Source organism: Pseudomonas sp. Irchel 3E19, from assembly GCF_900187585.1.
GTDB lineage: Bacteria > Pseudomonadota > Gammaproteobacteria > Pseudomonadales > Pseudomonadaceae > Aquipseudomonas > Aquipseudomonas baetica.
Genome location: NZ_FYDT01000004.1, coordinates 182,577 through 204,301, shown reverse-complemented (window position 1 = coordinate 204,301; position 21,725 = coordinate 182,577). Strand labels below are relative to the sequence as shown.

Genomic DNA, 21,725 nt, shown 5'->3' with positions numbered 1-21,725 from the left:
CCTACTCTAGGCCCATTCACTGAACACGCAGGATGAAAAGCCATGAGCCAGATTTCCAGCCAGACCCACGCCATTTCGATCAACCCCGCCACCGGCGAGCAGATCGCTGCCTACGCGTTTGAATCCGCAGAAGCCCTCGACGCTGCGCTGACCCGTGCCGCGTTCGGCTTTGGCAAGTGGAAACGCAAGCCGCTGCAGGATCGCTCCCGGGCCCTCACTGCGCTGGCCGGCGCTCTGCGTGAAACCGCCGAAGAAATGGCCACCATGATCACCCTGGAAATGGGCAAGCCGATTGCCCAGGCTCGTGGTGAGATCGAAAAATGCGCCAAGCTCTGCGAGTGGTACGCCGAACACGGCCCGGCCATGCTCAACGCCGAACCGACTCAAGTCGAAGGCGGCAAGGCGCGCATCGAATACCGTCCGCTCGGCCCGATTCTGGCGGTGATGCCGTGGAACTTCCCGATCTGGCAAGTGCTGCGCGGTGCAGTCCCGGCGCTGATCGCCGGCAATACTTATGTGCTCAAGCATGCGCCGAACGTGATGGGCAGCGCCTATTTGCTCCGTGACGCGTTTACCCGCGCAGGGTTCGCAGCAGGCGTGTTTGAAGTGCTCAACGTCACTCCGGAAGGTGTTTCCAGCGCCATCGCTGACCCGCGTATCGCCGCCGTCACCTTGACCGGCAGTGTCCGCGCCGGTATGGCCATCGGCGCCCAGGCTGGTGCCGCGTTGAAGAAATGCGTGCTGGAACTCGGCGGCTCCGATCCGTTTATCGTGCTCAACGATGCCGATATCGATGAAGCCGTGCAGGCCGCCGTGATCGGGCGTTACCAGAACTCCGGCCAGGTCTGCGCGGCCGCCAAGCGTCTGATCATCGAAGAAGGCGTAGTCGAAGAGTTCACCCGCAAATTCGTCGAAGCCACACGCAAACTGAAGGTTGGCGATCCGTCGTCCGCCGACACTTACATCGGCCCGATGGCGCGCTTCGATCTGCGTGACGAACTGGATCAACAAGTGCGCGACACCCTTGAAGAAGGCGCGACCCTGCTGCTGGGTGGCGGCAAGGTTGAAGGTGCGGGCAACTACTACGAACCCACCGTGCTGGCCAACGTCACCGACCGCATGACCTCGTTCAAACAGGAACTGTTCGGCCCGGTCGCCTCGATCATCACCGCCCGCGATTGCGCGCATGCCATCGCTTTGGCCAACGACAGCGAGTTCGGCCTGACCGCAACGATCTACACCGCCAACGTGCAACTGGCCCAGCAATTGACCAGCGAACTGGAAACCGGCGGCGTGTTCATCAACGGCTATTCCGCCAGCGACCCACGCGTGACCTTCGGTGGCGTGAAGAAAAGCGGCTTCGGCCGTGAGCTGTCGCACTTCGGTGTGCGCGAGTTCTGCAACGCGCAGACTGTTTGGCTGGATCGCAAATAATCCAAGCCTTTGCACCGTCTCCTGCAGGAGCTGCCGCAGGCAGCGATCTTTTGATTTTGTTTTTCAAGATCAACTGATCGCAGCCTGCGGCAGCGCCTACACAGGCATCAGCGTCTATAGTGAACGGGTTCCTGCCCTGAAGGCCCGTTGTCCATGGTCAACACCGAACACCTGATCATCTGCGAGCACTGCGATTGCGTGTACGAAAAAGTCGCGCTCGCCAAACATCAGAAGACCCTCTGCCAGCGTTGCGGCGGTGTACTGCAGCGCTTCAGCGGGTTGACGGTTGAACAGCGTCTGGCCCTGACATTCACGGCTGCGGTGCTGTGGCTGTTCGCCAACTTCTATCCGGTGATGAGCATCAGCCTCAAAGGCCTGAAAAACAGCGCAACGCTGTGGGATTCGGTGCTGGCGTTGAGTCAGGGACCAATCACCTTCATGGCGATGGTCGCGGCGATCTCGATCATCATCGCTCCGGCCTTTCAACTGGTGCTGCTGATCTGGGTGCTGAGTTACGCCCTCAGCGCCCGGCGCGCGCCGGGATTCAAGGTGTGCATGCGCTGGCTGGAAACGTTGCGCCCGTGGAGCATGCTTGAGGTGTGCTTGCTGGGGGCTATGGTGGCGGTGTTCAAACTGGCCGGACTGCTCGATGTCTTGCCCGGCATTGGCCTGTTTGCGCTGGCCGTGCTGAGCCTGATGATGATCCGCATTGCCGGCCGCGATATCCGTGACCTCTGGGACATCTCATGAAGCGACCACCGACCGCCAGCGAACTCGACCTGTGCCTTTGCCACAGTTGCGGCCTGGCCTGCGACATGAGCGACGAACCGCACGAATGCCCGCGCTGCGACGCCCCGTTGCATCGGCGCAAGATCAATTCCCTGACCCGCACCTGGGCCTACTTGCTCGCGGCGCTGGTGTTCTATATCCCGGCCAATCTGCTGCCGGTGATGAACACCACCATGCTCGGCAGTGGCTCCGACAGCACGATCATGAGCGGCGTGCTCGAGTTCTGGCAGCACGGCGCCTGGGACATCGCGCTGATCATCTTCATCGCCAGTATCGCGGTGCCGGGGGTCAAGTTCGTCGCCCTGACGCTGCTGCTGATCACCGTGCAACGCGACAGCGGCTGGGCACGCCGCGAGCGGTCGAAGCTGTACCGCTTCGTCGAGCTGATCGGCTACTGGTCGATGCTCGACGTGCTGGTGGTGGCTCTGGTCGCGGCGCTGGTGAAATTCCAGGCGCTGGGCGATATCGAACCGCGCCCGGGCATCCTGTTTTTCGGCATGGTGGTGGTGTTCACCATGCTCTCGGCAATGAGCTTCGACCCGCGCCTGATCTGGGACAACGCCCCGGACGACGAACCGCTCAGCGACGCAGAACCGCCAGCAGCACCTGCAACGGATGGCGCAATGCCTGATCCGACTGGCGCTTGACCTGACTGCGGCACGAATAGCCGGTGGCCAATGCCTCGCCCTTCTCTGCGGGCGCATCGATTTGTCGGGCCCAGGATTGCTCGTAGATCACCGCCGACGTTTGGCGATTACGCGCCTCGTGGCCATAGGTGCCAGACATCCCGCAGCAACCGGTGGCCTGAGTCGCCAGTTTCAACCCCACTCGCTCGAACACTTGCTCCCATTGCCGAGTGGCAGCCGGGGCATTGGTTTTCTCGGTGCAATGCGCCAGCAACCGGAACGTCTCGGCACTGCTCTGGCGGGCCTGTTCCGGCATGACCTCGAGCAACCATTCCTGCAGCAAAGCGACTTCCGGGCATTGCTGCATGCCGGGCACTTTCTGATATTCCTGGCGATAAACCAAGGTCATTGCCGGATCCAGTCCCAGCAATGGCACGCCAATGTCCGCCAGCTCACGCAACTGCCGCGCGTTGCGCAACGCCGCACGGTTGAACGCCGACAAAAAGCCTTGCACATGCAGCGGCTTGCCGTTGGCGCTGAACGGCGCCAGATAAACCTGGTAACCCAAACGTGAAATCAGTTCGACCAGATCTGCCAGCAGCGGCGCTTCGAAATAACGGGTAAACGCATCCTGTACCAGCACCACGCTGCGTTCGCGTTGCGCCGGAGTCAGCGCAGACAAGGTCGACACTGTCGCCGGTTGCACCTGCCAACGCCGCATCGCCGCGTGGAAATCGAAACGGCTGAGCAACGGCACATCGACCATGCCGCCGACGCGTTCGAGCATGCCGCGAACCAACGAGGCGCCCATCAAGCCGTTGTACAGCGCCGGAATCCGCGCCATGTGCGGGATGGTGTATTCCAGCGAGGCGATCAGATAGTCCCGCGCCGGACGCAGATAACGGCTGTGATACAGCTCAAGAAACCGCGAACGAAACTCCGGCACGTTGACCTTCACCGGGCATTGCCCCGCGCAGGATTTACACGCCAGGCAACCGGCCATGGCGTCGTAGACCTCATGGGAGAAGTCCGCCGCTTGTGCGCGGCTGTTGCGCCAGCGCTGCCAGAATGTGCTGAAAAATGCCGGTCGGCGAATCGCATCCGACAACACATCAACCCCCGCCTCACCTTGCAGGCGCAGCCACTCGCGGATCAACGACGCGCGGCCCTTGGGCGATTGCGCGCGTTCGCGGGTGGCTTTCCAGGACGGGCACATCGCATCGTCCGGGTCGAAGTTGTAGCAGGCGCCGTTGCCATTGCAGTGCATGGCGGCGCCGTAGCTCTGCCAGACTTTCTCGTCGATCTGCCGATCCAGTTCGCCGCGCAGGGTCACCTCATCGATCTTCAACAACGCCGCGCCGGTGTTGGCTGCTGTGGCGATCTTGCCTGGGTTGAACTGGTTGAACGGGTCAAACGCCGCTTTCAATGCTTGCAGTGCCGGATACAGTTCGCCGAAAAACGCCGGCGCATATTCCGAACGCAGGCCTTTGCCATGCTCGCCCCACAGCAGGCCGCCGTAACGTTGGGTCAACGCCGCGACGCCATCGGAGACCGGGCGCACCAGCGCCGCTTGCTGCGGATCTTTCATGTCGAGAATCGGCCGCACGTGCAGCACGCCGGCATCGACATGGCCGAACATGCCGTACTGCAAACCGTGGCTGTCGAGCAAGTCGCGCAGTTCGGCGATGTACTCGGCCAAGTGCTGCGGCGGCACCGCGGTGTCTTCGACAAACGGCTGCGGCCGCGCTTCACCGGCAACGTTGCCGAGCAGCCCGACCGCGCGTTTGCGCATGCCGTAGACCTTGTTCACCGCCGCATGACCAACGGCCAGGGTGTGGCCGAGTCGCTCGACAGTGCGGTCACTGGCCAGGTGCTCGATGAAGGCTTCGACCCTGCGCTGCAGATCTTCGGGATCATCACCGCAGAACTCGACAAGGTTGATGCCCAGCGTCGGCCGCCCGGCGCTCTCCGGGAAATACTCGGCCACGCCGTGCCAGACGATGTCCTGCATCGCCAGCAGTAACACTTTCGAATCCACGGTTTCGATCGACAGTGGCTTGAGCGCCATCAGTGCGCGGGCATCGCGCAAGGCGTCCATGAACCCTGCGTAACGAATATTGACCAGCATCGTGTGTTTGGGGATCGGCAGCACATTCAGCTTCGCCTCGACCACAAAGCCGAGCGAGCCTTCGGCGCCACACAACACGCTGTTGAGGTTGAAGCGGTTGTCGGCTTCACGCAGGTGCGCCAGGTCGTAACCGGTCAGGCAACGGTTGAGGTCGGGGAAACGCTGTTTGATCAGTTCGCCCTGCTCATCAATGATCTGCCGCGCACAACGATAGACTTCGCCGACCCGATCCTCACGGGCGCACTGTGCGGCCAGCTCGTTTTCCTCAAGCGGCAAACCGTGCAGGCGCTCGCCGCCACGCAGGATCATGTCGAGTTCGAGGACGTGGTCACGGGTCTTGCCGTAGGTGCAACTGCCCTGGCCGCTGGCATCGGTGTTGATCATGCCGCCAACGGTGGCGCGGTTGGAGGTCGACAGCTCCGGGGCGAAAAACAGCCCGGCGGATTTCAATGCGGCGTTGAGCTGATCCTTGACCACCCCGGCCTGCACCCGCACCCAGCGCTCTTCAACGTTGATTTGCAGAATGCGGTTCATGTGCCGCGACAAGTCGACGACGATGCCGTCGGTCAACGATTGGCCATTGGTGCCCGTGCCGCCACCGCGCGGGGTGATGACCACTTGCTGATAGGCCGGTTCAGCGATCAGTCGTGCAACCCGCGCGACGTCATCGGCGTCCATGGGAAACACTGCGGCCTGCGGTAAGCGCTGATAGATCGAGTTGTCGGTGGCCAGCACCACACGACTGGCGTAGTCAGCGCTGATCTCACCGCGAAATCCACTGGCCTTCAGGGCTTTGAGGAACTGCTGATAATCGGTGGTCAGAGCGGTAGCGGGCGACAGCTGGGCAATCATCGGTCAGGGTATCTCGGTCAAAATCGGGCCGTGCGGCGGTGAACAGTTGTACGCAACGAATGATTGCGTCAGGCTCCGCCATCTCATGCCGCCCATGTTCATTGCTGAAGGACAACGGGACAAGCATAAATTCGACCCGCTATTAATGACTTTTACGAATGAATCCGCGAACGCTCACCCCCTCCATGTCGTTATTGCTGGCCTTTGAAGCCGCCGCGCGCCACGAAAGTTACACCCGCGCCGCCCATGAACTGTCGCTGACACAAAGTGCGGTCAGCCGTCAGGTGCAGATTCTGGAGAAGATGCTGGGCATGCGCCTGTTCAATCGGGAGGGACGCAAAGTCGTCCTGACGGATGTCGGGCGCATGTATCAACGCGAACTCGCCGAAGCCCTCGGACAGATCCGCAGCGCGACCCTGCAAGCCATGGCGTTTGGTTCGGGAATCCACAGCTTGCGGCTGGCGACGCTGCCGACTTTCGGTTCGAAGTGGTTGTTGCCGCGACTCAAGGACTTCTACACCGCCCACCCGGGCATGACCGTACACCTGCATTCGCGCATCGAAGCCATCGACTTTGATACCAGCGAAATCGACGCGGCGATTTGTGTCGGGGGCGGTGAATGGCCGGGGCTGACGGCCCTGCCCTTGCATACCGAAGAACTGGTGGTGATCGCCAGTGCGCAGCTATCGGCCGCCGAGCGCAACAATGCCGAGCAACACATCACCGGCCAGTTGCTGCTCAACGTCAGCAGCAACGCCCAGGCCTGGGCCGAGTGGTTCACTTATCACGGCCTGCCGCACCGCAGCATGCGCATCGGCCCGAGCTTTGAAATGACCTCGCACCTGATTCAAGCCGTGCGGGCCAACATTGGTGTCGGCCTGGTGCCGCGGATTCTGGTGGAGGATGAACTGCTTAATGGCGAACTGCTGCAACTGGGTGAGCCGATCACCAGCCGTCGCAGCTACTATCTGGTGTATCCGCCGCGTAACGAAGCGTTGCCGTCACTAAAGGCGTTTCGGGATTGGTTGGTGGATACGCTCTGATACGTATCAGCGCTTTAGCGGTGGAGGCGCACTGGGCCCCTTGAAAAGTGGTTTTTCCAAAGGTTTTCCGTCGGGCCCAAAGAATAGATATTCGTATTTCTTTGGCATTAACTGCATAGCTCTGGCGGTCATGACGAACCCTCTGATGCCGGGCTGAATTCAACCCATTTAACCTTCGCGGAATCTATCAGCAAAAACTCAGCACCAAAAGGCGTCGTTTGGCCACTGGCATCGAGCCAGCGCGGATTATGGATCAGGAACGGCCCATTGGCTGACTCCGGCGGCCACTCGGCCGGCCAGCCAGCGACGCGCCTTTCGTCATGCAAATGCAGGGTGATGAGCCGATCAAATTGCGCAAATGCGCAGAACCATTCACTCGGGTAGGAAGATTGTTTCGTTACGTTTCTGCGACGCAACCAGCCATGCAACCTGTCATTGGTAGCCAGACAACAGGACAGCAATCCAAGTATCAGCGAAGAAAAGAATGCCCATGACGTCTGCGCCTTTCCATCCCATATCCCTACAGAAAGCCCCTTCGCCCCCACCCACAGACAGACCACACCAATACCTGTTACTGCCCCGTGAATCACAAACGTAAATATCAACGCCTGCACAATCTGCCCAAACGTGTCAGGTCGTTTGAATGCAGTGAGCGTATAAAAAATCCAGGTAGAGACAAATCCGGGTATGAGGTACTGCAGCAACGGAATAACGTCTTTGACCAGATCATCCATGATCTGCGGCTCCTTGAAAGACCTGCCGCCCCCGTTTGAGGGCTGGCACTCAAAAGCCTAGTGCACGCTGAAAAAATGCTCGTAGCCAACTGTCACAGGTCATTACCCGAGACCAAGAACCAGAGGCCCTCGCCAAGCCAACCATTCTCGACATCGCAAGAAAGGTCGGGCGCAACGCGCCGCCGCAATTCGGCCAGCAAGTGCAAGACTGGATTCAGGATCACCGCGAGAATAAAGGCAACTTCGCGACCATCGCGCTGACCGACATTTCAGACTGACCACCCCTGAAAAAAGTCAAAAAAAAGCAGAAACCGTGAATCCGGTTTCTGCTTTTTTTGCGTCGACAACGGGGGTTACAAGCAATCGCGTACCGATTTGCGCAACGACCCGGACTTGGCCCACGGCGGCCCCTGATACAACGACACCCGGCTGCCATCCTTGTATTTTACGATGTCGAGGATCTCGTCAGCCGTAACAATGCTTGGCGCAGTAATGCGGTAACCATTGGAAATCGATGTCTGCGTGGTTTTGGCAACATCCTGCTGCCATAGCGGCAAGACACACGCGGCATAGTCTTTGGGCGCTTTGCCGCTGGTCTTGCTGACATTCGGCTCACCCGGCACCAACGAAGTCGGCAACGAGCACCCCGCCAACATGGCCAACGCCAGACCCCCGATCCATATCCGCATAATGTTTTCCTGCTAAAAAAAAGCGAATGTACCGCCTAACCGGGCACACATCCATCGTGGCATCACGCCTGCGGTCAAGACTGGACAATTTTTTACAACCCTTAAGCGCAATGACGACGAGCTACACGCGCCCGGCAAAAATTCCGACTACTCTGTTTTACCGAGAATGCTCCGGAGGTGATCATGCGGCTCAATGAATACGAACACGAACTTCAGCGCGACCTGCAAAGCGTCGCATCGGATCTGCGCTGGTCGGCAGTCGACCTCAAGCGCATCGCCGAACAACTGCGCAAGTCCGGCAACGAAGCGGACGCCCAGGCAGTGCTGAGATCCTGCGAAGTCTTGCAAAGCGATGAAGAACGGCTGCAACTGTATGCCAAGGAAGTGAAGGCACGCGCCATCAGCCGAATAAAAGTCCACTGACACTGACCAGGCCCGCCCACCCACAAGAGCCCCGGTACAAACCGGGGCTCTTTCATTGCACGCCGATTTCGCCAAAGTGCCGACAGGCACCGCTGCCCTCGCCCGCCAAAGACCCGGCACTTTTCTTAAGAGCACAAGCTCCAACCCCCAAGGAACCTTTAAACAAAGGCCCGGCTCGAATATTGCAGTTTTATTTCTATTTTGTGACAAGCAGTAAACAGGTAACAGATGAAAGTACGCGCGACCGTCATTTGCGAACAGGATCGACACATTCTCCTGGTGCGCAAACCCCGATGCCGCTGGACCTTGCCCGGCGGCAAAGTCGAGCCAGGGGAAACCCGAGCGGACGCTGCCGTGCGCGAGTTGCAGGAAGAAACCGGACTGGATGCCGACGGTGTGTTGTATCTGATGGAACTGCAAACCGGCGGCACGCGACATCACGTCTATGAGGCCTCGGTGACCAACATTGATCAAGTACGCCCGCAAAACGAGATAATCGATTGTATGTGGCACCCACTGAACGCCGTACACAATCTGAACACCAGCGAGGCGACCTTGCGCATCGTCCAGGCCTTTCAACGGCGCTTGTAAGATTTAACCGGCAAACGCCCTGCGGCCCGCGCTCATTTCCGTGCGCAGTTCACCGATAAAGTTGGAGATGTCACGGACAGTGACGAGATGTTCCGGGGAAACGCCATTGAGCAGCAACTCGACCCGCCCACTCTCAGGCTCATACACCTTAATGCGCAGCAACCCTTGCTCCACTTGAGTGCAGTCGCACTTAAGTGCCGGGAAGCCGGATTCGACAATGCGGCAAATGTCGGCGATGGCAAGCATGGCGGACGCCTCGCAGGCGATGGGTCGATCAATCCATACAGCATAGATGAGCGATTGGCGCCCCGCTCGCCTCGAAAACGCCAACTCGATCACGTTTTTCGCACGACCTGTCAGTGCGCGCCATGATCCCAGATCCAGTTCCAGATGCCCGGCAACTGCACGTCCTGCGAACTTTGCTGAACGGTTCGGGCCAGGGCGGCCTTCTCCAATGCCGCGTGATCGTCATAGAACGGCTTGTCCGCCAGCCTTACGCCGGTGGCTGCGGCGCTATCGAGCAGGATTTGCAGGTATTCGCGAGTATGCCGAGCGGTATATCGATTGAGGTCATGAAAGGTCACCACCACCGGAATCACGCCATCCACCGTCGGAAATTCGCCGAGGGCAATGCGTTCCCGCACTTGCGAAAGCTGCAGCAGCATATTCGCCCGCCGCCGCGGGCTGGCATTGAAGCCCCAGATCTTGCCGTCATTGGCACTCAGATCCGTCAACAACACGTGCAAGCCATGCTGCTGATAGGCCGCGAAGGTGCGTTTGTCGAAGTTCCAGAATGGCGGGCGCAACAACGTCGGCTGCGCGCCGGTGATGGTGGCAATGTCGGCCGTGCCGTTGCGCAGCGACTCTTCAAGCTCCTGCGGATCGAGCGAGCGATGATTGGTGTGCCAGTGAGTCGCCGTGTGAAAAGCGAGGATATGCCCCTCATCGTGCTCGCGTCGCATGATGCTGCGGCCAATCTCACTGTTGCCGGCTCGCGGCGCACGGGTCTGGACGAAGAACACCGCTTTGATGCCCGGTTGCACGGGGTTGTCCTTGAGGCTGTCGAGCACCGCCGCCGATGGGTTCCAGAAACTCGAGGCGCTGGGGCCATCGTCGAAGGTCAGCAGAAAACGCGCCGGGGCCTGAGCCTTCAGGCGTGTTTCGGTTTGCGCGGTCATTTCGACGGGCGCGGCGATGCAGCCGGCCAGTCCCAACACCATGGCCGCTGCACAAAGAAATCTGAATCCGGATGTCATGTTTTGCCTTGAGCCCGACCACTGCGGTCATGTTGTCGATTGGCAAAACTCCCTCGCCCTTATCCATCCCTGCACCCGGTTCTGCGAGCCGGGGTTGGATAAGGTACACAGGGTTTGGTTCCAGCGCTCGTTCAGTGAGCCAGTGCCTGCTGAAATGAGGTGTCGATAATCCCCGCCGTGGCCAGCGGTGCCGGCAACGCCTTTACCTTAAACAGGAAGTCGGCAGTGCTTTGCAGGTCCGTCGCGGCCTGCTGATCAACCGGTCCGACGGTCATATGTGCCTGGCGCAGCCAGTGCCGCGAAACCTCCTGATCGAGATTGGCTTTTTTCGCCCACAGGTCAGCGTATTCGTCGGTGTGGCTATCGACCCACGCGCGCGCCTGCTTCACACGCGCGAGAAAATCGGCAATCGCTGCACGTTTGCTATCAATCGACGGTGCGGACGCCGCGATCGCGCTGAGTCCCGGCATCAGGTTCTTCGCGGTCAGGATCGGACGCGCACCGGAAAACACGATCTGCTGGGAAATGTACGGTTCCCACACCGGGAAGGCGTCAATGCTGCCCTGGGGCAAAGCGGCGGCCGCATCGATCGGCATCAGTTTGACAAAGTCGACGTAATTCTCAGGCAAACCGCCCTGCTCCAGTGCGCGCAACGTCAGTTGCTGACTCCAGGCGCCCGGCCAGTAAGCGACTTTCTTGCCTTTGAGGTCGGCAATGGTTTTCACCGGCGAATCCTTCGGCACCAGCAACGCGATGGTGTCCGGGTTCTGCCGCGACACCCCGATCAGTTTCACCGGCGCCTGTTTCGCGGCGAGAAACAAAAAACCTGAATCACCAAGGAAGCCCAGATCCAGCGCTCCGGTTTGCAACGCCTCCGCCAGCGGAGCGGCCGCCTGGAAATGTTTCCAGTCCACCGTGTATGGCGCGTCTTTCAACACCCCCGAGGCTTCCACCGAGGCGCGAATGTTGTAGTAGTTCTGGTCGCCAACGTGCAAGACCAAAGACTCGGCAGCATAAGAAAGCGGCGAGGCAAACAGTGCAGCGGTCAACGCATGGCGTAGGAGACGGGAAAGCTTCATGGCGAGTCCTGCGAATGGAGAATGCATAGACCATAACGCTCTTAATTAACCACATTGAAATTCGATTAATGCATAATCTCATCACTGCAGAGATCAAGTGTTTACCAGGCAACAGTGGCGCACCAGACTGTTGGCGGAGCAACACTGAAACCTCTATGAACCTCGCCTTCACCCTTGTAAAACGGGCTTTCGGCGTACATGGCACAGAGCCTGCAATATTCCATTCATGCAGGAAGCATTCGACAAAAATATTTTTTTGGACATAAGAAACTGTGCCTTTGCCGGAGCACCCCATGAAACTGTCACGTCCGTTTTTCCACCTCAAAACGCTGCTGGCCGCCAGTGCGATGGTCTTGATTCTGCAACCACTTGCTCACGCCGCCGAAACCGCCCCGGCACAAGTCCACCTTGACTACGCCTATTACTCACCCGTCAGCCTGGTGCTTAAACACTTTGGTTTCCTCGAAAAAGCCCTGCCGCAAACCAAAGTCAGTTGGGTACTGAGCCAAGGCAGCAACCGCTCGCTGGAGTACCTCAACAGCGGCGGCGTCGATTTCGCCTCCAGTGCCAGCCTCGCCGCGGTGTTGAGCCGTGCCAACGGCAGCCCGATCAAATCGGTTTACGTTTACAGCCGCGCCGAATGGACCGCGCTGGTCGTACGCAAAGACTCGCCGTACCAAAGCATCGCCGACCTCAAAGGCAAGAAGATTGCCGCCACCAAGGGCACCGACCCGTATTTGTTTACCCTGCGCAGCCTGCAACAGGCCGGGCTGAAAAAGGACGACGTGGAACTGGTGCATTTGCAACATCCGGACGGCCGCACCGCGCTGGAAAAAGGCGATGTCGACGCCTGGGCCGGCCTCGATCCGCACATGGCGGCCAGCCAGGTGCAGGCCGGCTCGCGCCTGCTGTACCGCAACCCGGCGTTCAACAGTTATGGGGTGGTCAGCGTGACCGAGCAATATGCCAAGGAGCATCCGCAGACCATCGAAACCGTGATCAAGGCCTACGAGCAGGCCCGCGAATGGGCACTGAAAAACCCGGATGAATTCGCCAACCTGCTGGCCAAGGAATCCGGCCTGCCGCTGGACGTGGCCAAGCTCCAATTGTCGCGCACTGACCTGAGCACCCCGCAACTGACCGCCAGCGATGTCGTCGCCTCCAAAGCGGCCGCGCCGATTCTGGTTTCCGAAGAACTGGTGCGCCGTGGCGTGAATGTCGATCAAGTCATCGATCAATTGCTCGACAGTGGCGTGCAGCAAGCCGTCGCCCACCAGTAATCGAACAGACTCATCCCGAATCCGCGCGCGTCGCGGATTCGTCGTGAGCGGAGCCCAAGCCATGACTACTCACAGCAAAGACCTGCCCGCGCCACTCGCCGTGCCGCGACGGCAGCCGTCTCCTCTCAACCCGACATGGCAACGGCGCTTCAAAGGCGTGGCCCTGCCGCTGCTGATTGTCGTCGCGCTGGAGATCATCGTGCGCATCGGCTGGCTGCCGTCCTATCAAATGCCGGCGCCGAGCGACATCGCCCTGACCCTCACCGACCTCGCCGAAGGCGCCTTGTGGAAACACATCGGCGCCAGCCTGATTCGCGTGCTGCTGGGTTTTGCCATCGGTGCCGGCCTCGCACTGGTGTTTGCCGCGTGGGTCGGTCTGAGCCGCGAAGCCGAGGCTTATCTGGAGCCGACCTTCGCCGCGTTGCGCTCGATCCCGAGCCTGGCCTGGGTGCCGCTGTTGCTGCTGTGGCTGGGCATCGACGAGACCTCGAAAATCGTCCTGATTGCCATCGGCGCGTTCTTTCCGGTGTACGTCAACGTGGTCGCGGCGATTCGCAACATTGATCGAAAACTGGTGGAAGTCGGCCATATCTGCGGCTTCAGCCGCCTGCAACTGGTGCGCCGGATTCTGCTGCCGGCGGCCCTGCCCGGCTTGTTCACCGGCCTGCGCAGCGGCATGAGTCTGGCGTGGATGTTTCTTGTCGCGGCCGAACTGATCGCGGCCACCAAAGGCCTGGGTTACTTGCTCAGTGACGGCCGCGAAACGTCACGACCGGATATCGTGCTGGCGGCGATCATCGTGCTCGCCTTGCTCGGCAAACTCAGCGACGGCTTGCTCGCCGCGCTGGAACGTCGCTGGTTGCGATGGCGCGACACGTTCACTGGTCAGGACGCAAAGGAGTAAGGCAAAGAGCCAACTACGCTGACATTATCCAACCGGAGGTTCAGCCGATGTGCGGAAGACTCTCGCAGTACCGCGGCATTCACGACTTTGTCGCGGTGCTGAGCATTCCCGATGCGCTGATCAATCATGTCGGCGACGCTCCACTGGCGCGCTACAACGCCGCGCCGACCACTGCTCTGGCGGTTCTCCATCAGCACCAACAGCACCTGCATGCGGACAACCTGCGCTGGGGCTGGCGCCCGCACTGGGCAAAAGAGCGCCCTGCACCGATCAATGCGCGCGTGGAGAAAGTCGCCCACGGCGCGTTCTTTCGCGCGATCTGGCGTCACCGCTTGATCGTGCCCGTGGACAACTGGTTCGAATGGGTCGATACCGAGGAGAAAATCCGACAACCGTGGCTGATCCGTCGGGCGGATCGCGGGCCGGTTTTCTGCGCCGGGATCGGACAATTTCCGACACCGGGCACGGATGCCCGAGACCACGATGGTTTCGTGATCATCACTGCCGACAGCGTGGGCGGCATGCTTGATATTCATGATCGACGCCCGGTGGTATTCAACTCAGAGCTCGCAAGCGAATGGCTCGACCCCGCTACCCCCATAGAGCGCGCCGAGCAAATGCTGCTGTTCGAAGGGGAAGGCACTGAGGTGTTCGAATGGCACAAGGTCGACAAAGCGGTTGGCAATGCTCGCAATCAAGGCGCCGACCTGATCGCCAAATTCGCCTGAAAATTCACCTGCACTGCACGTTTATCCCTGTAGGAGCTGCCGCAGGCTGCGATCTTTTGATCTTCAACATGCAAGATCAAAAGATCGCAGCCTGCGGCAGCTCCTACTGGGTGATACGTGATCTTTACAGGAGGTGTTTCAGACCTGAGACAGCGTTGATGAAACAGTCGTTTGAGCGAACTAACCGCCTGTCTGACATTTCAACCGTCATACATACATTTAGATGCACTACGGATAGCATGCGCGCCGCATTTCCATTTGGCATACCAGTTGACCTGCGAGTCAACAAACAAGGAAATTCCCTACAACTCTTTTTAAGCCTTGCAGAGAACTAAGTTGCGCGACGATTTTGCAATCAATCGGGTGAACGGCCTGGAATGTATCTATCTGTCCATGACAGAACGCTTTCAACTCGACTGTTTTATCGGCCACTACATCAAGACCCGAAACCTGCGCTCAGTCCCGGACATCGAACGCATCTTGCGCACCACCCTCGAGGGATATCCCGGCCACGCGCCGGTAATGGTCAACGAGCTCAATGCCTGGATCGACAAAACGTTGGGTTACCGGGCAGCACACCCCGATTTCACCAAGCTGGAAGACCTTTGAAAGGCGAAAAGCCCCGCTTCTGCGGTAATGCTGCTCACTTAAGCATTTGAATCCTCGCCGGGCTTCTTCGAAAATCCGATGTCAGATCTCTGGCATCGGATTTTTTATGTCTGTTCAACAGGACTTGCTCGACCTCGGCGACCTTTTCAACTTCTGTGACTTGAGCACATTCACTCAAAATATTCCCATCGAGTGGGTCGCGTCTGCGCTGGATCTGTCCAGCCAAGCCACTATCCGACGGCGTCGCTTGCCTGCCGACCAAGTGCTCTGGCTGGTGCTCGGCATGGCATTGTTTCGCGACGAGCCCGTTCATGAGGTCGCCCGACGTTTGAACATCTGCGCCCAAGGTCTGGCTTCTGACCATCTATTGGCCCGTAGCGGTGTAACCGAAGCCCGCAAGCGGCTCGGGGCCGACCCGGTTGAGTGGTTGTTTCGCAAGACGGGGACTCAATGGGGCGCAGAGCGCTATCGCGATGATACTTGGCAGGATCTGCAAGTATTTGCGGTGGATGGTGCGCTTTTACGTACGCCCGACACGCCTGAATTGCGAGACCATTTCGGTTCCGGAAACACCTCGACCGACCGCCAGACTCCCTTTCCCATGCTGCGTCTGGTGGCGCTGATGAATGTCCGTTCACACCTGATCCTCGATGCACAACTTAGCCCTTACCGGCGCAGCGAAATGCGTCTGGCCGATGAGTTTTTGCAGCAGATCCCCGACCACTCCGTGACGCTGTTCGATAAAGGGTTCTGGAGCGCCGATCTCATGCTCAGCCTGAGCGGCGACGGCAGTCACCGTCATTGGCTGATTCCGGCAAAAAAGGGATTGGTTTGCGAGGAGGTAGCCCGTTACAACGAGCATGATCGTTTGGTGCGTATGAACGTGTCGCCGCAAGCCAGAAAGCGAAATCCGACTCTTCCTACACACTGGGAGGCGCGTGAAGTCAGTTATGAAATTCAAGGCAAAGTAAAAACAGTCATGACGTCGTTGCCGGCCAAGATCTACACTCTTCCTCGGTAGGCTCATCTACCTCTTCGGTCGTCATGTCCACCTCGCTTTATCGAAAACAATCATCTTTCAAGCGTAGAACATTTTTCTTGCCGGCTTACAACCACCAGCGCAGTAAAAAGAAAACCGCCATGCTCAACAACATGCTTAGCAACGTACTGCGCGTGTACACCACCAGTCCAATCGCCACCAGCGAACTAAGCAAATACGGGTTATCCCACTGCAAGTTCAACTGTTTCTCCGGCAGGAACACGATGGGGCCGCAAATTGCCGTCAACATTCCTGGCACCGCAAAGCCCAGGAACTGCCGGGCATTACTGCTTAACCGCACCGGCAAACGCGGTTCCAGAAAGACATAGCGGTTGAGGAACACCAGAATCCCCATCCCGACAATCACTGCCCAGACCATCATGTGCGCCCCCGATACAGCTTGTTGCAGACAAATCCCGCGGTCATCCCGGCCAGCCCCGCCAGCACCAGCGCCGAGCCCCACTGCCAATAACTGAACAGCACCGAGCAAAACAACGACACCGCCACACAGACCACCGTCGGTACGTTGCGCACCACCGGCGTGATCAGTGCAATGAAGGTTGCCGCGATCGAGAAGTCCAGGCCCAGGTGCTCAAGCCCCAGAATGCTGCTGCCCAGAACAATCCCGGCGAGCGTAAACAGGTTCCACGCGATGTAGAACGTCAGGCCTACCCCCAACGCATACCAACGATTGAACTGCTGACGGTCGTGCTGGCTGGTCAACGCAAACAGTTCATCGGTGAGGAGAAAACCCAAGCCGATGCGCCAGCGGCCCGGCAGCGGCGAAATCACCGAGCGCATGCTCATCCCGTACAACAAATGCTGCGAAGTCAGCAGCACGGTGGTCAGCAGAATCGAGAAAATCCCGGCACCGCCCTTGAGCATGCCGATCGCCACCAGTTGCGCGGCACCGGCAAAGACAATGCTCGACAAGCCCTGGCCTTGCAGCGGCGTGAGATTGGCTTCGATCGCCATGGAACCCGCCAGCAAGCCCCACGGCGCGGTGGCCAGTGACAGCGGCATGATCGCCGCGGCGCCACGAAGAAACGCACTGCGCGGCATAAGTGAGTCAGACATAACGCTCTTCAACCTGGGGAAACGGTCGACGACTGTGCCAGTAGACAGCCGGTTCTGGCTTGAACAATCTTGCGCAATTGTCCATGCCCTGCGCGTAACATAGCGTTCATCACAAACGCGTCAGGGAGACGACATGCTGTACCGAATCGCAGCCGACGGGCTGGTGCTGTTTCATCTGCTGTTTATTCTGTTCGTGCTGTTCGGCGGGCTGCTGGTGCTCAAGTGGCCACGGCTGATGTGGCTGCATTTGCCCGCTGCCGCGTGGGGCGTTGCGGTTGAGGTATTACATCTGACCTGCCCGCTGACCTACTGGGAAAATCTGATGCGCCACGCCGCCGGGCAAACCGAGTACGCCGGCGGCTTCATCGAGCATTACATCTGGCCGGTCATCTACCCGGCGGGTCTGACCCCAGAGATCCAACTGGTGTTGGGCAGTGTGGTGCTGGCGGTCAATCTGTTGGTATACGGACGGTTGATCCGCTCGTGGAAACTGCGCCGGGCGAGCCGCATTCCGTTTTAACGCGAAACGGGTTTCAAGGCTTGCAGCCACGCCGGATCAAGGCGTGGCTGGTCAATGTCCAGACCCAGTGCCTGCATCCGCTCCTTATGCTGCTCGACTTCCCGATGCAATTGCGCATGATCGCTGGAGTTGCCGTCCAACTCATGCATTTGCGTCAAACCCAAGTGATAGAAGCGCAACACCTTCATCGCCGTCGGGTCATTGTTCTCCACCGCCGCCATCACCTGGTGCATCACATTGGTCACGCTCATCAAATTGCGCTTGAGCCGCCAACTATATACCGCCGGAGCCATCCAGGTCTGGTTCCAGAAACGTCCGCGCAACAATGCTGCCGTGAGCAGGAACGCCACAAACACGCCGCCGACATTGAACCGCAGATTATCGCCGCCGGGTTCGCCAAACAGCGCCACCGCCGCTGTTGAAAACAACATCGCCAGCAGCAAAAACAACACCGCAACAATCAGCGTGCTGCGCCGGGTCTGCTGGCGAAAGGTGACGGCGTCCATCGGCTGAATCTCGAACATCTGTAATGACTTCCTTGAGCGAGAAAAAAGGTGCAATGCAAAAACAGGCCTGCGCATTATCGCCTTACCGAGGGATTTAGCTATGCTGGGGCTCCTTTTCATCTTTTCAGCGTCCAACGGGGACATGGCGGTACAGCGCAGATCGTGCCATCTTCATTCATGGATACACACTATTCGGATGCCATCCGCCTGGTTTGGGAATGACATCGTTTTAAGGATCATTGCATGACCCAACGACACGTAATCAACGCCTCGGTCAGCCCCAAAGGCAGCCTGGAAACCCTTTCTCAACGTGAAGTTCAGCAACTGAGCGAAGCCGGATCCGGCAGCACCTACACCCTCTTCCGCCAGTGCGCCTTGGCCATCCTCAATACCGGCGCCCATGTTGATAACGCCAAGACCATCCTTGAAGCCTACAAGGACTTCGAAATCCGCATTCACCAACAGGATCGCGGTGTGCGCCTGGAGCTGTTGAACGCCCCGGCCGATGCCTTCGTCGATGGCGAGATGATTGCCAGCACCCGGGAAATGCTGTTCAGCGCCCTGCGCGACATCGTCTACACCGAAAACGAACTCGACAGCCAGCGCATCGACCTCAGCACTTCGCAAGGCATCAGCGACTACGTTTTTCATCTGCTGCGCAACGCCCGCACCCTGCGTCCGGGCGTCGAGCCGAAAATCGTCGTGTGCTGGGGCGGCCATTCGATCAACACCGAAGAATACAAATACACCAAGAAAGTCGGCCACGAACTGGGCCTGCGCAGCCTCGACATCTGCACCGGCTGTGGCCCCGGCGTAATGAAAGGCCCGATGAAAGGCGCGACCATCGCCCACGCCAAACAGCGCATTCACGGCGGTCGCTACCTGGGCCTGACCGAACCGGGCATCATCGCTGCCGAGGCGCCGAACCCGATCGTCAATGAGCTTGTGATCCTGCCGGATATCGAAAAGCGTCTGGAAGCCTTCGTCCGCGTTGGCCACGGCATTATCATTTTCCCGGGCGGCGCCGGTACCGCTGAAGAGTTCCTCTACCTGCTGGGCATTCTCATGCACCCGGACAACGCCGGCCTGCCGTTCCCGGTGATCCTGACCGGGCCGAAGCACGCGGCGCCGTATCTGGAGCAACTCGACGCTTTTGTCATCGCCACCCTTGGCGAAGCGGCCAAGCAACACTACGAAATCATCATCGACGATCCGGCCGAAGTAGCCCGTCAGATGACGACGGGTCTGAAAGTGGTGAAGCAGTTCCGCCGCGAACGCAACGATGCGTTTCACTTCAACTGGCTGTTGAAAATCGACGAAGGCTTCCAGCGCCCGTTCGATCCGACCCACGAAAACATGGCCGACCTCAAACTGCACCGCGACCAGCCACCCCATGAACTGGCGGCCAACCTGCGCCGGGCGTTCTCCGGAATCGTTGCCGGTAACGTCAAGGACAAGGGCATTCGCCTGATCGAAGAACACGGCCCGTATCAGATCCGCGGTGACGCAGCGATCATGCAACCGCTGGACGCGCTGCTCAAAGCCTTCGTCGCCCAACACCGCATGAAACTGCCGGGCGGCGCGGCGTATGTGCCGTGTTATCGAGTGGTCGCGTAAGCTTTCAGCCACCCCACAATCCCATTGTGGGAGCGGGCTTGCTCGCGAAGAGGCCGTGTCAGCCAATTAACGGTTGACTGACCCACCGCTTTCGCGAGCAAGCCCGCTCCCACAGGTTTCAGCGTTGTCACAAATCACGTATACGACGCAGACACTGTGGGAGCGGGCTTGCCCGCGAAGAGGCCCTGATCAGCAACCTCAATCCTCAGCCCTGCTCAGCACCCAATCGCACCGCCAACGCCTTCGCCTGTAACGCCACATCCGTCACTGCCGTACTCTCCCACCACATTCCGCGCAACGGCGGGCCCATGGCGAACAACCGATTCGCTGCCTGCCCGTGTTCGTTCAGCACTGCACCACCAATCGCAGCCGCGATCCCCAACGCCAACGGCCCCGGTCGCACCAATCCCCGCGCCAGCAACTGCTGCGGCAACGGTCGCGCCACCCGACGCCAGTCATACTCGATGCCACTGGAATTGATCAGCGCAGCGCCATGAACGACACCGGTTTCAGCCTCACCACGGCGCCGAATGCGAATACTCACACCATCCTCAATGCACGTCTCAAGCCCTTTGAAAGAAGCCGCCTGAATCCGCAAGCGCCCTTCGCCCTGCAACCGCTCGACCAACTGCGCACTCAGCGGTGGCGAACGGTGGTGATGACTTTCCCACCACGGCCGCACATGGCGTACGAATTGTCGACGCTGAACGTCAGTCGCCTGACTCCAAAGTCGCCCGATGTGTGCACGCACCGTGTCCAGCGGCGCCTGCCAATCAATGCCCTGAGCGATGGCCTCACGGCAATGCCGACGCACTTCACGCAGCAATTGTCGGGGCGAGCGAATGCTGTGATCCTCAGCAAGGAAGTCCACCCAAAACGGCGGTTGCCGCCGTACATGGGGCAGCAAGCCGTGACGGGAAAACACTTCGATCGGCCCGCGATGCCCGGCCTGCTCCAGCGAAACCACGGCATCCACCATGGTCAGGCCAGAGCCGATGATCAGCACCGTCGATTGCGGATCGAGTTGGCTCATGGCCGCGACATCCCACGGATCGAGGGCGGCGGCATTGAGGCCGCTGGATTGTTTTTGCGGGGTGCGTGCGGCGGGAAACATGCCAGTGGCGAGTACTGCGAATGCGCCACGTAAAAGTTGACCGTCACTTAACGTCAACTGCACCGAATCCGCGTCGGATTGCAGGTCGACGACTTCTGTGCAGAGATGCTCAACGGTCGAACCCCACTGCTCGCCGACCTTCCGCGCTTCGGCTAGACGCTGCTGTACATAGACCCCGAACAATCCGCGGGGCGGGAACAATTCACTGACGGACACCTGCTGCTCGCTAGACTCGGGCCATCCACCCGCTGCAATGTACTCAGTCAGCCATTGCGTCAGATCATCGGGATTATCCGGATCGACACTCATCCGCGCCGCGTTGCCATTGAGCGTATGGCCCAGTTCAACCGCGCTATACGCTTCGCCCCGACCCAGTTCGGCACGCGGCTCAATGATCAGGATTTTTCGCTGACCCGGCAAGCGCAGCAATTGCGCCGCCAGCATCGTGCCGCTGAGGCCGCCGCCGATGATCAGGATGTCTGCTTGTTTTTTTAGAACCATGGAACGTTCTTTTGACGTGCCGTTCATGCCGCTCTCGTTATTCGATTTCTGCCGCTGTCGCGCCAGATTAATCATTTGAGAAGGGAGAATGAAAGCATCAGAAACGTTTACGGCAAACGCAGCAAAAAGATCGCTACCTGCAGGAAACAAACTTTGTAGAAACTAAAATAGGCCCCGGCAGCTGAG

22 protein-coding genes and 1 pseudogene are annotated in these 21,725 nt (G+C 59.2%); 13 read left to right on the top strand and 10 right to left on the bottom strand.

Features of this window, described 5'->3' with window-relative positions; genetic code table 11:
- Positions 1-42 precede the first annotated feature (42 nt).
- From CKW18_RS04540 to CKW18_RS04530, 3 genes are all read left to right on the top strand, one after another.
- Positions 43-1,434, top strand: coding sequence for an aldehyde dehydrogenase family protein (locus tag CKW18_RS04540; protein ID WP_095187671.1), 1,392 nt, complete (start codon positions 43-45; stop codon positions 1,432-1,434).
- Positions 1,435-1,587: 153 nt separating this feature from the next.
- The gene (locus CKW18_RS04535) at positions 1,588-2,184 is read left to right on the top strand and encodes a paraquat-inducible protein A (RefSeq protein ID WP_095187670.1); all 597 of its coding nucleotides are present in this window, start codon (positions 1,588-1,590) and stop codon (positions 2,182-2,184) included.
- On the top strand, positions 2,181-2,870 hold the full coding sequence (locus CKW18_RS04530; RefSeq protein WP_095187669.1) for a paraquat-inducible protein A: 690 nt from the start codon (positions 2,181-2,183) through the stop codon (positions 2,868-2,870). Before CKW18_RS04535 ends, CKW18_RS04530 begins: the two co-directional genes overlap by 4 nt.
- Here the strand turns inward: CKW18_RS04530 and CKW18_RS04525 are convergent.
- A complete protein-coding gene (locus CKW18_RS04525) occupies positions 2,803-5,829 on the bottom strand; it encodes an FAD-binding and (Fe-S)-binding domain-containing protein (protein ID WP_095187668.1) in 3,027 nt (1,008 codons plus the stop codon). The two genes, CKW18_RS04530 and CKW18_RS04525, sit on opposite strands and share 68 nt — an antisense overlap.
- A gap of 158 nt (positions 5,830-5,987) precedes the next feature.
- Between CKW18_RS04525 and CKW18_RS04520 the strand changes: the two genes are divergently transcribed.
- Positions 5,988-6,872 (top strand): LysR substrate-binding domain-containing protein, encoded by an 885-nt coding sequence (locus CKW18_RS04520; RefSeq protein WP_095187667.1) that lies wholly within the window; start codon positions 5,988-5,990, stop codon positions 6,870-6,872.
- Between the two features lie 128 nt (positions 6,873-7,000).
- Here CKW18_RS04520 and CKW18_RS04515 read toward each other — a convergent pair whose 3' ends face one another.
- Positions 7,001-7,606: a DUF6338 family protein gene (locus CKW18_RS04515; RefSeq protein ID WP_095187666.1), complete on the bottom strand. Its 606-nt coding sequence runs from the start codon at positions 7,604-7,606 to the stop codon at positions 7,001-7,003.
- A 353-nt stretch (positions 7,607-7,959) separates the two neighbouring features.
- Positions 7,960-8,295 carry a hypothetical protein gene (locus CKW18_RS04505; RefSeq protein ID WP_095187665.1) on the bottom strand — a complete coding sequence of 112 codons (336 nt, stop codon included), beginning with the start codon at positions 8,293-8,295 and terminating at the stop codon, positions 7,960-7,962.
- A gap of 183 nt (positions 8,296-8,478) precedes the next feature.
- Between CKW18_RS04505 and CKW18_RS04500 the strand changes: the two genes are divergently transcribed.
- Positions 8,479-8,718, top strand: coding sequence for a hypothetical protein (locus tag CKW18_RS04500; RefSeq protein ID WP_095187664.1), 240 nt, complete (start codon positions 8,479-8,481; stop codon positions 8,716-8,718).
- 228 nt (positions 8,719-8,946) lie between these two features.
- The gene (locus tag CKW18_RS04495; RefSeq protein ID WP_095187663.1) at positions 8,947-9,309 is read left to right on the top strand and encodes an NUDIX hydrolase; all 363 of its coding nucleotides are present in this window, start codon (positions 8,947-8,949) and stop codon (positions 9,307-9,309) included.
- Positions 9,310-9,312: 3 nt separating this feature from the next.
- Here the strand turns inward: CKW18_RS04495 and CKW18_RS04490 are convergent, their stop codons facing one another.
- The 3 genes from CKW18_RS04490 to CKW18_RS04480 all read right to left on the bottom strand — a co-directional run bounded on the left by CKW18_RS04490 (position 9,313) and on the right by CKW18_RS04480 (position 11,644).
- Entirely contained in the window at positions 9,313-9,555 is a 243-nt protein-coding gene (locus CKW18_RS04490; protein ID WP_095187662.1) for a DUF1652 domain-containing protein, read from the bottom strand.
- A 110-nt stretch (positions 9,556-9,665) separates the two neighbouring features.
- A complete protein-coding gene (locus CKW18_RS04485; RefSeq protein WP_095187661.1) occupies positions 9,666-10,565 on the bottom strand; it encodes a polysaccharide deacetylase family protein in 900 nt (299 codons plus the stop codon).
- A 131-nt stretch (positions 10,566-10,696) separates the two neighbouring features.
- On the bottom strand, positions 10,697-11,644 hold the full coding sequence (locus tag CKW18_RS04480) for an ABC transporter substrate-binding protein (RefSeq protein WP_095187660.1): 948 nt from the start codon (positions 11,642-11,644) through the stop codon (positions 10,697-10,699).
- Positions 11,645-11,937: 293 nt separating this feature from the next.
- On the opposite strand from CKW18_RS04480, the gene CKW18_RS04475 reads away from it, so the two are divergent.
- The 5 genes and pseudogenes from CKW18_RS04475 to CKW18_RS04455 form a co-directional block, all read left to right on the top strand.
- Entirely contained in the window at positions 11,938-12,924 is a 987-nt protein-coding gene (locus tag CKW18_RS04475) for an aliphatic sulfonate ABC transporter substrate-binding protein (RefSeq protein WP_095187659.1), read from the top strand.
- 61 nt (positions 12,925-12,985) lie between these two features.
- Complete coding sequence (locus CKW18_RS04470) at positions 12,986-13,828, top strand: ABC transporter permease (protein WP_095187658.1); 843 nt, start codon at positions 12,986-12,988, stop codon at positions 13,826-13,828.
- Between the two features lie 47 nt (positions 13,829-13,875).
- Positions 13,876-14,556, top strand: a complete 681-nt coding sequence (locus CKW18_RS04465; protein WP_095187657.1) for an SOS response-associated peptidase — start codon at positions 13,876-13,878, stop codon at positions 14,554-14,556.
- A gap of 336 nt (positions 14,557-14,892) precedes the next feature.
- Positions 14,893-15,165: a hypothetical protein gene (locus CKW18_RS04460; RefSeq protein ID WP_095187656.1), complete on the top strand. Its 273-nt coding sequence runs from the start codon at positions 14,893-14,895 to the stop codon at positions 15,163-15,165.
- A gap of 106 nt (positions 15,166-15,271) precedes the next feature.
- Positions 15,272-16,174 (top strand): annotated as a pseudogene (locus CKW18_RS04455) (IS4 family transposase); the annotation flags it as partial.
- 97 nt (positions 16,175-16,271) lie between these two features.
- On the opposite strand, the gene CKW18_RS04450 reads toward CKW18_RS04455, so the two are convergent.
- Positions 16,272-16,586, bottom strand: a complete 315-nt coding sequence (locus tag CKW18_RS04450; RefSeq protein ID WP_095187655.1) for an AzlD domain-containing protein — start codon at positions 16,584-16,586, stop codon at positions 16,272-16,274.
- On the bottom strand, positions 16,583-17,281 hold the full coding sequence (locus CKW18_RS04445; RefSeq protein WP_095187654.1) for an AzlC family ABC transporter permease: 699 nt from the start codon (positions 17,279-17,281) through the stop codon (positions 16,583-16,585). Before CKW18_RS04445 ends, CKW18_RS04450 begins: the two co-directional genes overlap by 4 nt.
- Positions 17,282-17,414: 133 nt before the next feature.
- On the opposite strand from CKW18_RS04445, the gene CKW18_RS04440 reads away from it, so the two are divergent.
- Positions 17,415-17,801, top strand: a complete 387-nt coding sequence (locus tag CKW18_RS04440) for a DUF2784 domain-containing protein (RefSeq protein ID WP_095187653.1) — start codon at positions 17,415-17,417, stop codon at positions 17,799-17,801.
- Here CKW18_RS04440 and CKW18_RS04435 read toward each other — a convergent pair.
- Complete coding sequence (locus CKW18_RS04435; RefSeq protein WP_095187652.1) at positions 17,798-18,325, bottom strand: DUF3087 domain-containing protein; 528 nt, start codon at positions 18,323-18,325, stop codon at positions 17,798-17,800. The two genes, CKW18_RS04440 and CKW18_RS04435, sit on opposite strands and share 4 nt — an antisense overlap.
- Before the next feature lie 225 nt (positions 18,326-18,550).
- On the opposite strand from CKW18_RS04435, the gene ppnN reads away from it, so the two are divergent.
- Complete coding sequence (ppnN, locus tag CKW18_RS04430; protein WP_095187651.1) at positions 18,551-19,924, top strand: nucleotide 5'-monophosphate nucleosidase PpnN; 1,374 nt, start codon at positions 18,551-18,553, stop codon at positions 19,922-19,924.
- 205 nt (positions 19,925-20,129) lie between these two features.
- On the opposite strand, the gene CKW18_RS04425 is transcribed toward ppnN, so the two are convergent.
- A complete protein-coding gene (locus CKW18_RS04425) occupies positions 20,130-21,539 on the bottom strand; it encodes an FAD/NAD(P)-binding protein (protein ID WP_095187682.1) in 1,410 nt (469 codons plus the stop codon).
- Positions 21,540-21,725: the final 186 nt, after the last annotated feature.

What these genes read in the sequence shown, in the direction of transcription:
- CKW18_RS04540 (WP_095187671.1), top strand. Translation starts at nt 43, where the DNA reads ATGAGCCAGATTTCCAGCCAGACCCACGCCATTTCGATCAACCCCGCC.
- CKW18_RS04535 (WP_095187670.1), top strand. Translation starts at nt 1,588, where the DNA reads ATGGTCAACACCGAACACCTGATCATCTGCGAGCACTGCGATTGCGTG.
- CKW18_RS04530 (WP_095187669.1), top strand. Translation starts at nt 2,181, where the DNA reads ATGAAGCGACCACCGACCGCCAGCGAACTCGACCTGTGCCTTTGCCAC.
- CKW18_RS04525 (WP_095187668.1), bottom strand. Translation starts at nt 5,829, where the DNA reads ATGATTGCCCAGCTGTCGCCCGCTACCGCTCTGACCACCGATTATCAG.
- CKW18_RS04520 (WP_095187667.1), top strand. Translation starts at nt 5,988, where the DNA reads ATGAATCCGCGAACGCTCACCCCCTCCATGTCGTTATTGCTGGCCTTT.
- CKW18_RS04515 (WP_095187666.1), bottom strand. Translation starts at nt 7,606, where the DNA reads ATGGATGATCTGGTCAAAGACGTTATTCCGTTGCTGCAGTACCTCATA.
- CKW18_RS04505 (WP_095187665.1), bottom strand. Translation starts at nt 8,295, where the DNA reads ATGCGGATATGGATCGGGGGTCTGGCGTTGGCCATGTTGGCGGGGTGC.
- CKW18_RS04500 (WP_095187664.1), top strand. Translation starts at nt 8,479, where the DNA reads ATGCGGCTCAATGAATACGAACACGAACTTCAGCGCGACCTGCAAAGC.
- CKW18_RS04495 (WP_095187663.1), top strand. Translation starts at nt 8,947, where the DNA reads ATGAAAGTACGCGCGACCGTCATTTGCGAACAGGATCGACACATTCTC.
- CKW18_RS04490 (WP_095187662.1), bottom strand. Translation starts at nt 9,555, where the DNA reads ATGCTTGCCATCGCCGACATTTGCCGCATTGTCGAATCCGGCTTCCCG.
- CKW18_RS04485 (WP_095187661.1), bottom strand. Translation starts at nt 10,565, where the DNA reads ATGACATCCGGATTCAGATTTCTTTGTGCAGCGGCCATGGTGTTGGGA.
- CKW18_RS04480 (WP_095187660.1), bottom strand. Translation starts at nt 11,644, where the DNA reads ATGAAGCTTTCCCGTCTCCTACGCCATGCGTTGACCGCTGCACTGTTT.
- CKW18_RS04475 (WP_095187659.1), top strand. Translation starts at nt 11,938, where the DNA reads ATGAAACTGTCACGTCCGTTTTTCCACCTCAAAACGCTGCTGGCCGCC.
- CKW18_RS04470 (WP_095187658.1), top strand. Translation starts at nt 12,986, where the DNA reads ATGACTACTCACAGCAAAGACCTGCCCGCGCCACTCGCCGTGCCGCGA.
- CKW18_RS04465 (WP_095187657.1), top strand. Translation starts at nt 13,876, where the DNA reads ATGTGCGGAAGACTCTCGCAGTACCGCGGCATTCACGACTTTGTCGCG.
- CKW18_RS04450 (WP_095187655.1), bottom strand. Translation starts at nt 16,586, where the DNA reads ATGATGGTCTGGGCAGTGATTGTCGGGATGGGGATTCTGGTGTTCCTC.
- CKW18_RS04445 (WP_095187654.1), bottom strand. Translation starts at nt 17,281, where the DNA reads ATGTCTGACTCACTTATGCCGCGCAGTGCGTTTCTTCGTGGCGCCGCG.
- CKW18_RS04440 (WP_095187653.1), top strand. Translation starts at nt 17,415, where the DNA reads ATGCTGTACCGAATCGCAGCCGACGGGCTGGTGCTGTTTCATCTGCTG.
- CKW18_RS04435 (WP_095187652.1), bottom strand. Translation starts at nt 18,325, where the DNA reads ATGTTCGAGATTCAGCCGATGGACGCCGTCACCTTTCGCCAGCAGACC.
- ppnN (WP_095187651.1), top strand. Translation starts at nt 18,551, where the DNA reads ATGACCCAACGACACGTAATCAACGCCTCGGTCAGCCCCAAAGGCAGC.
- CKW18_RS04425 (WP_095187682.1), bottom strand. Translation starts at nt 21,539, where the DNA reads ATGGTTCTAAAAAAACAAGCAGACATCCTGATCATCGGCGGCGGCCTC.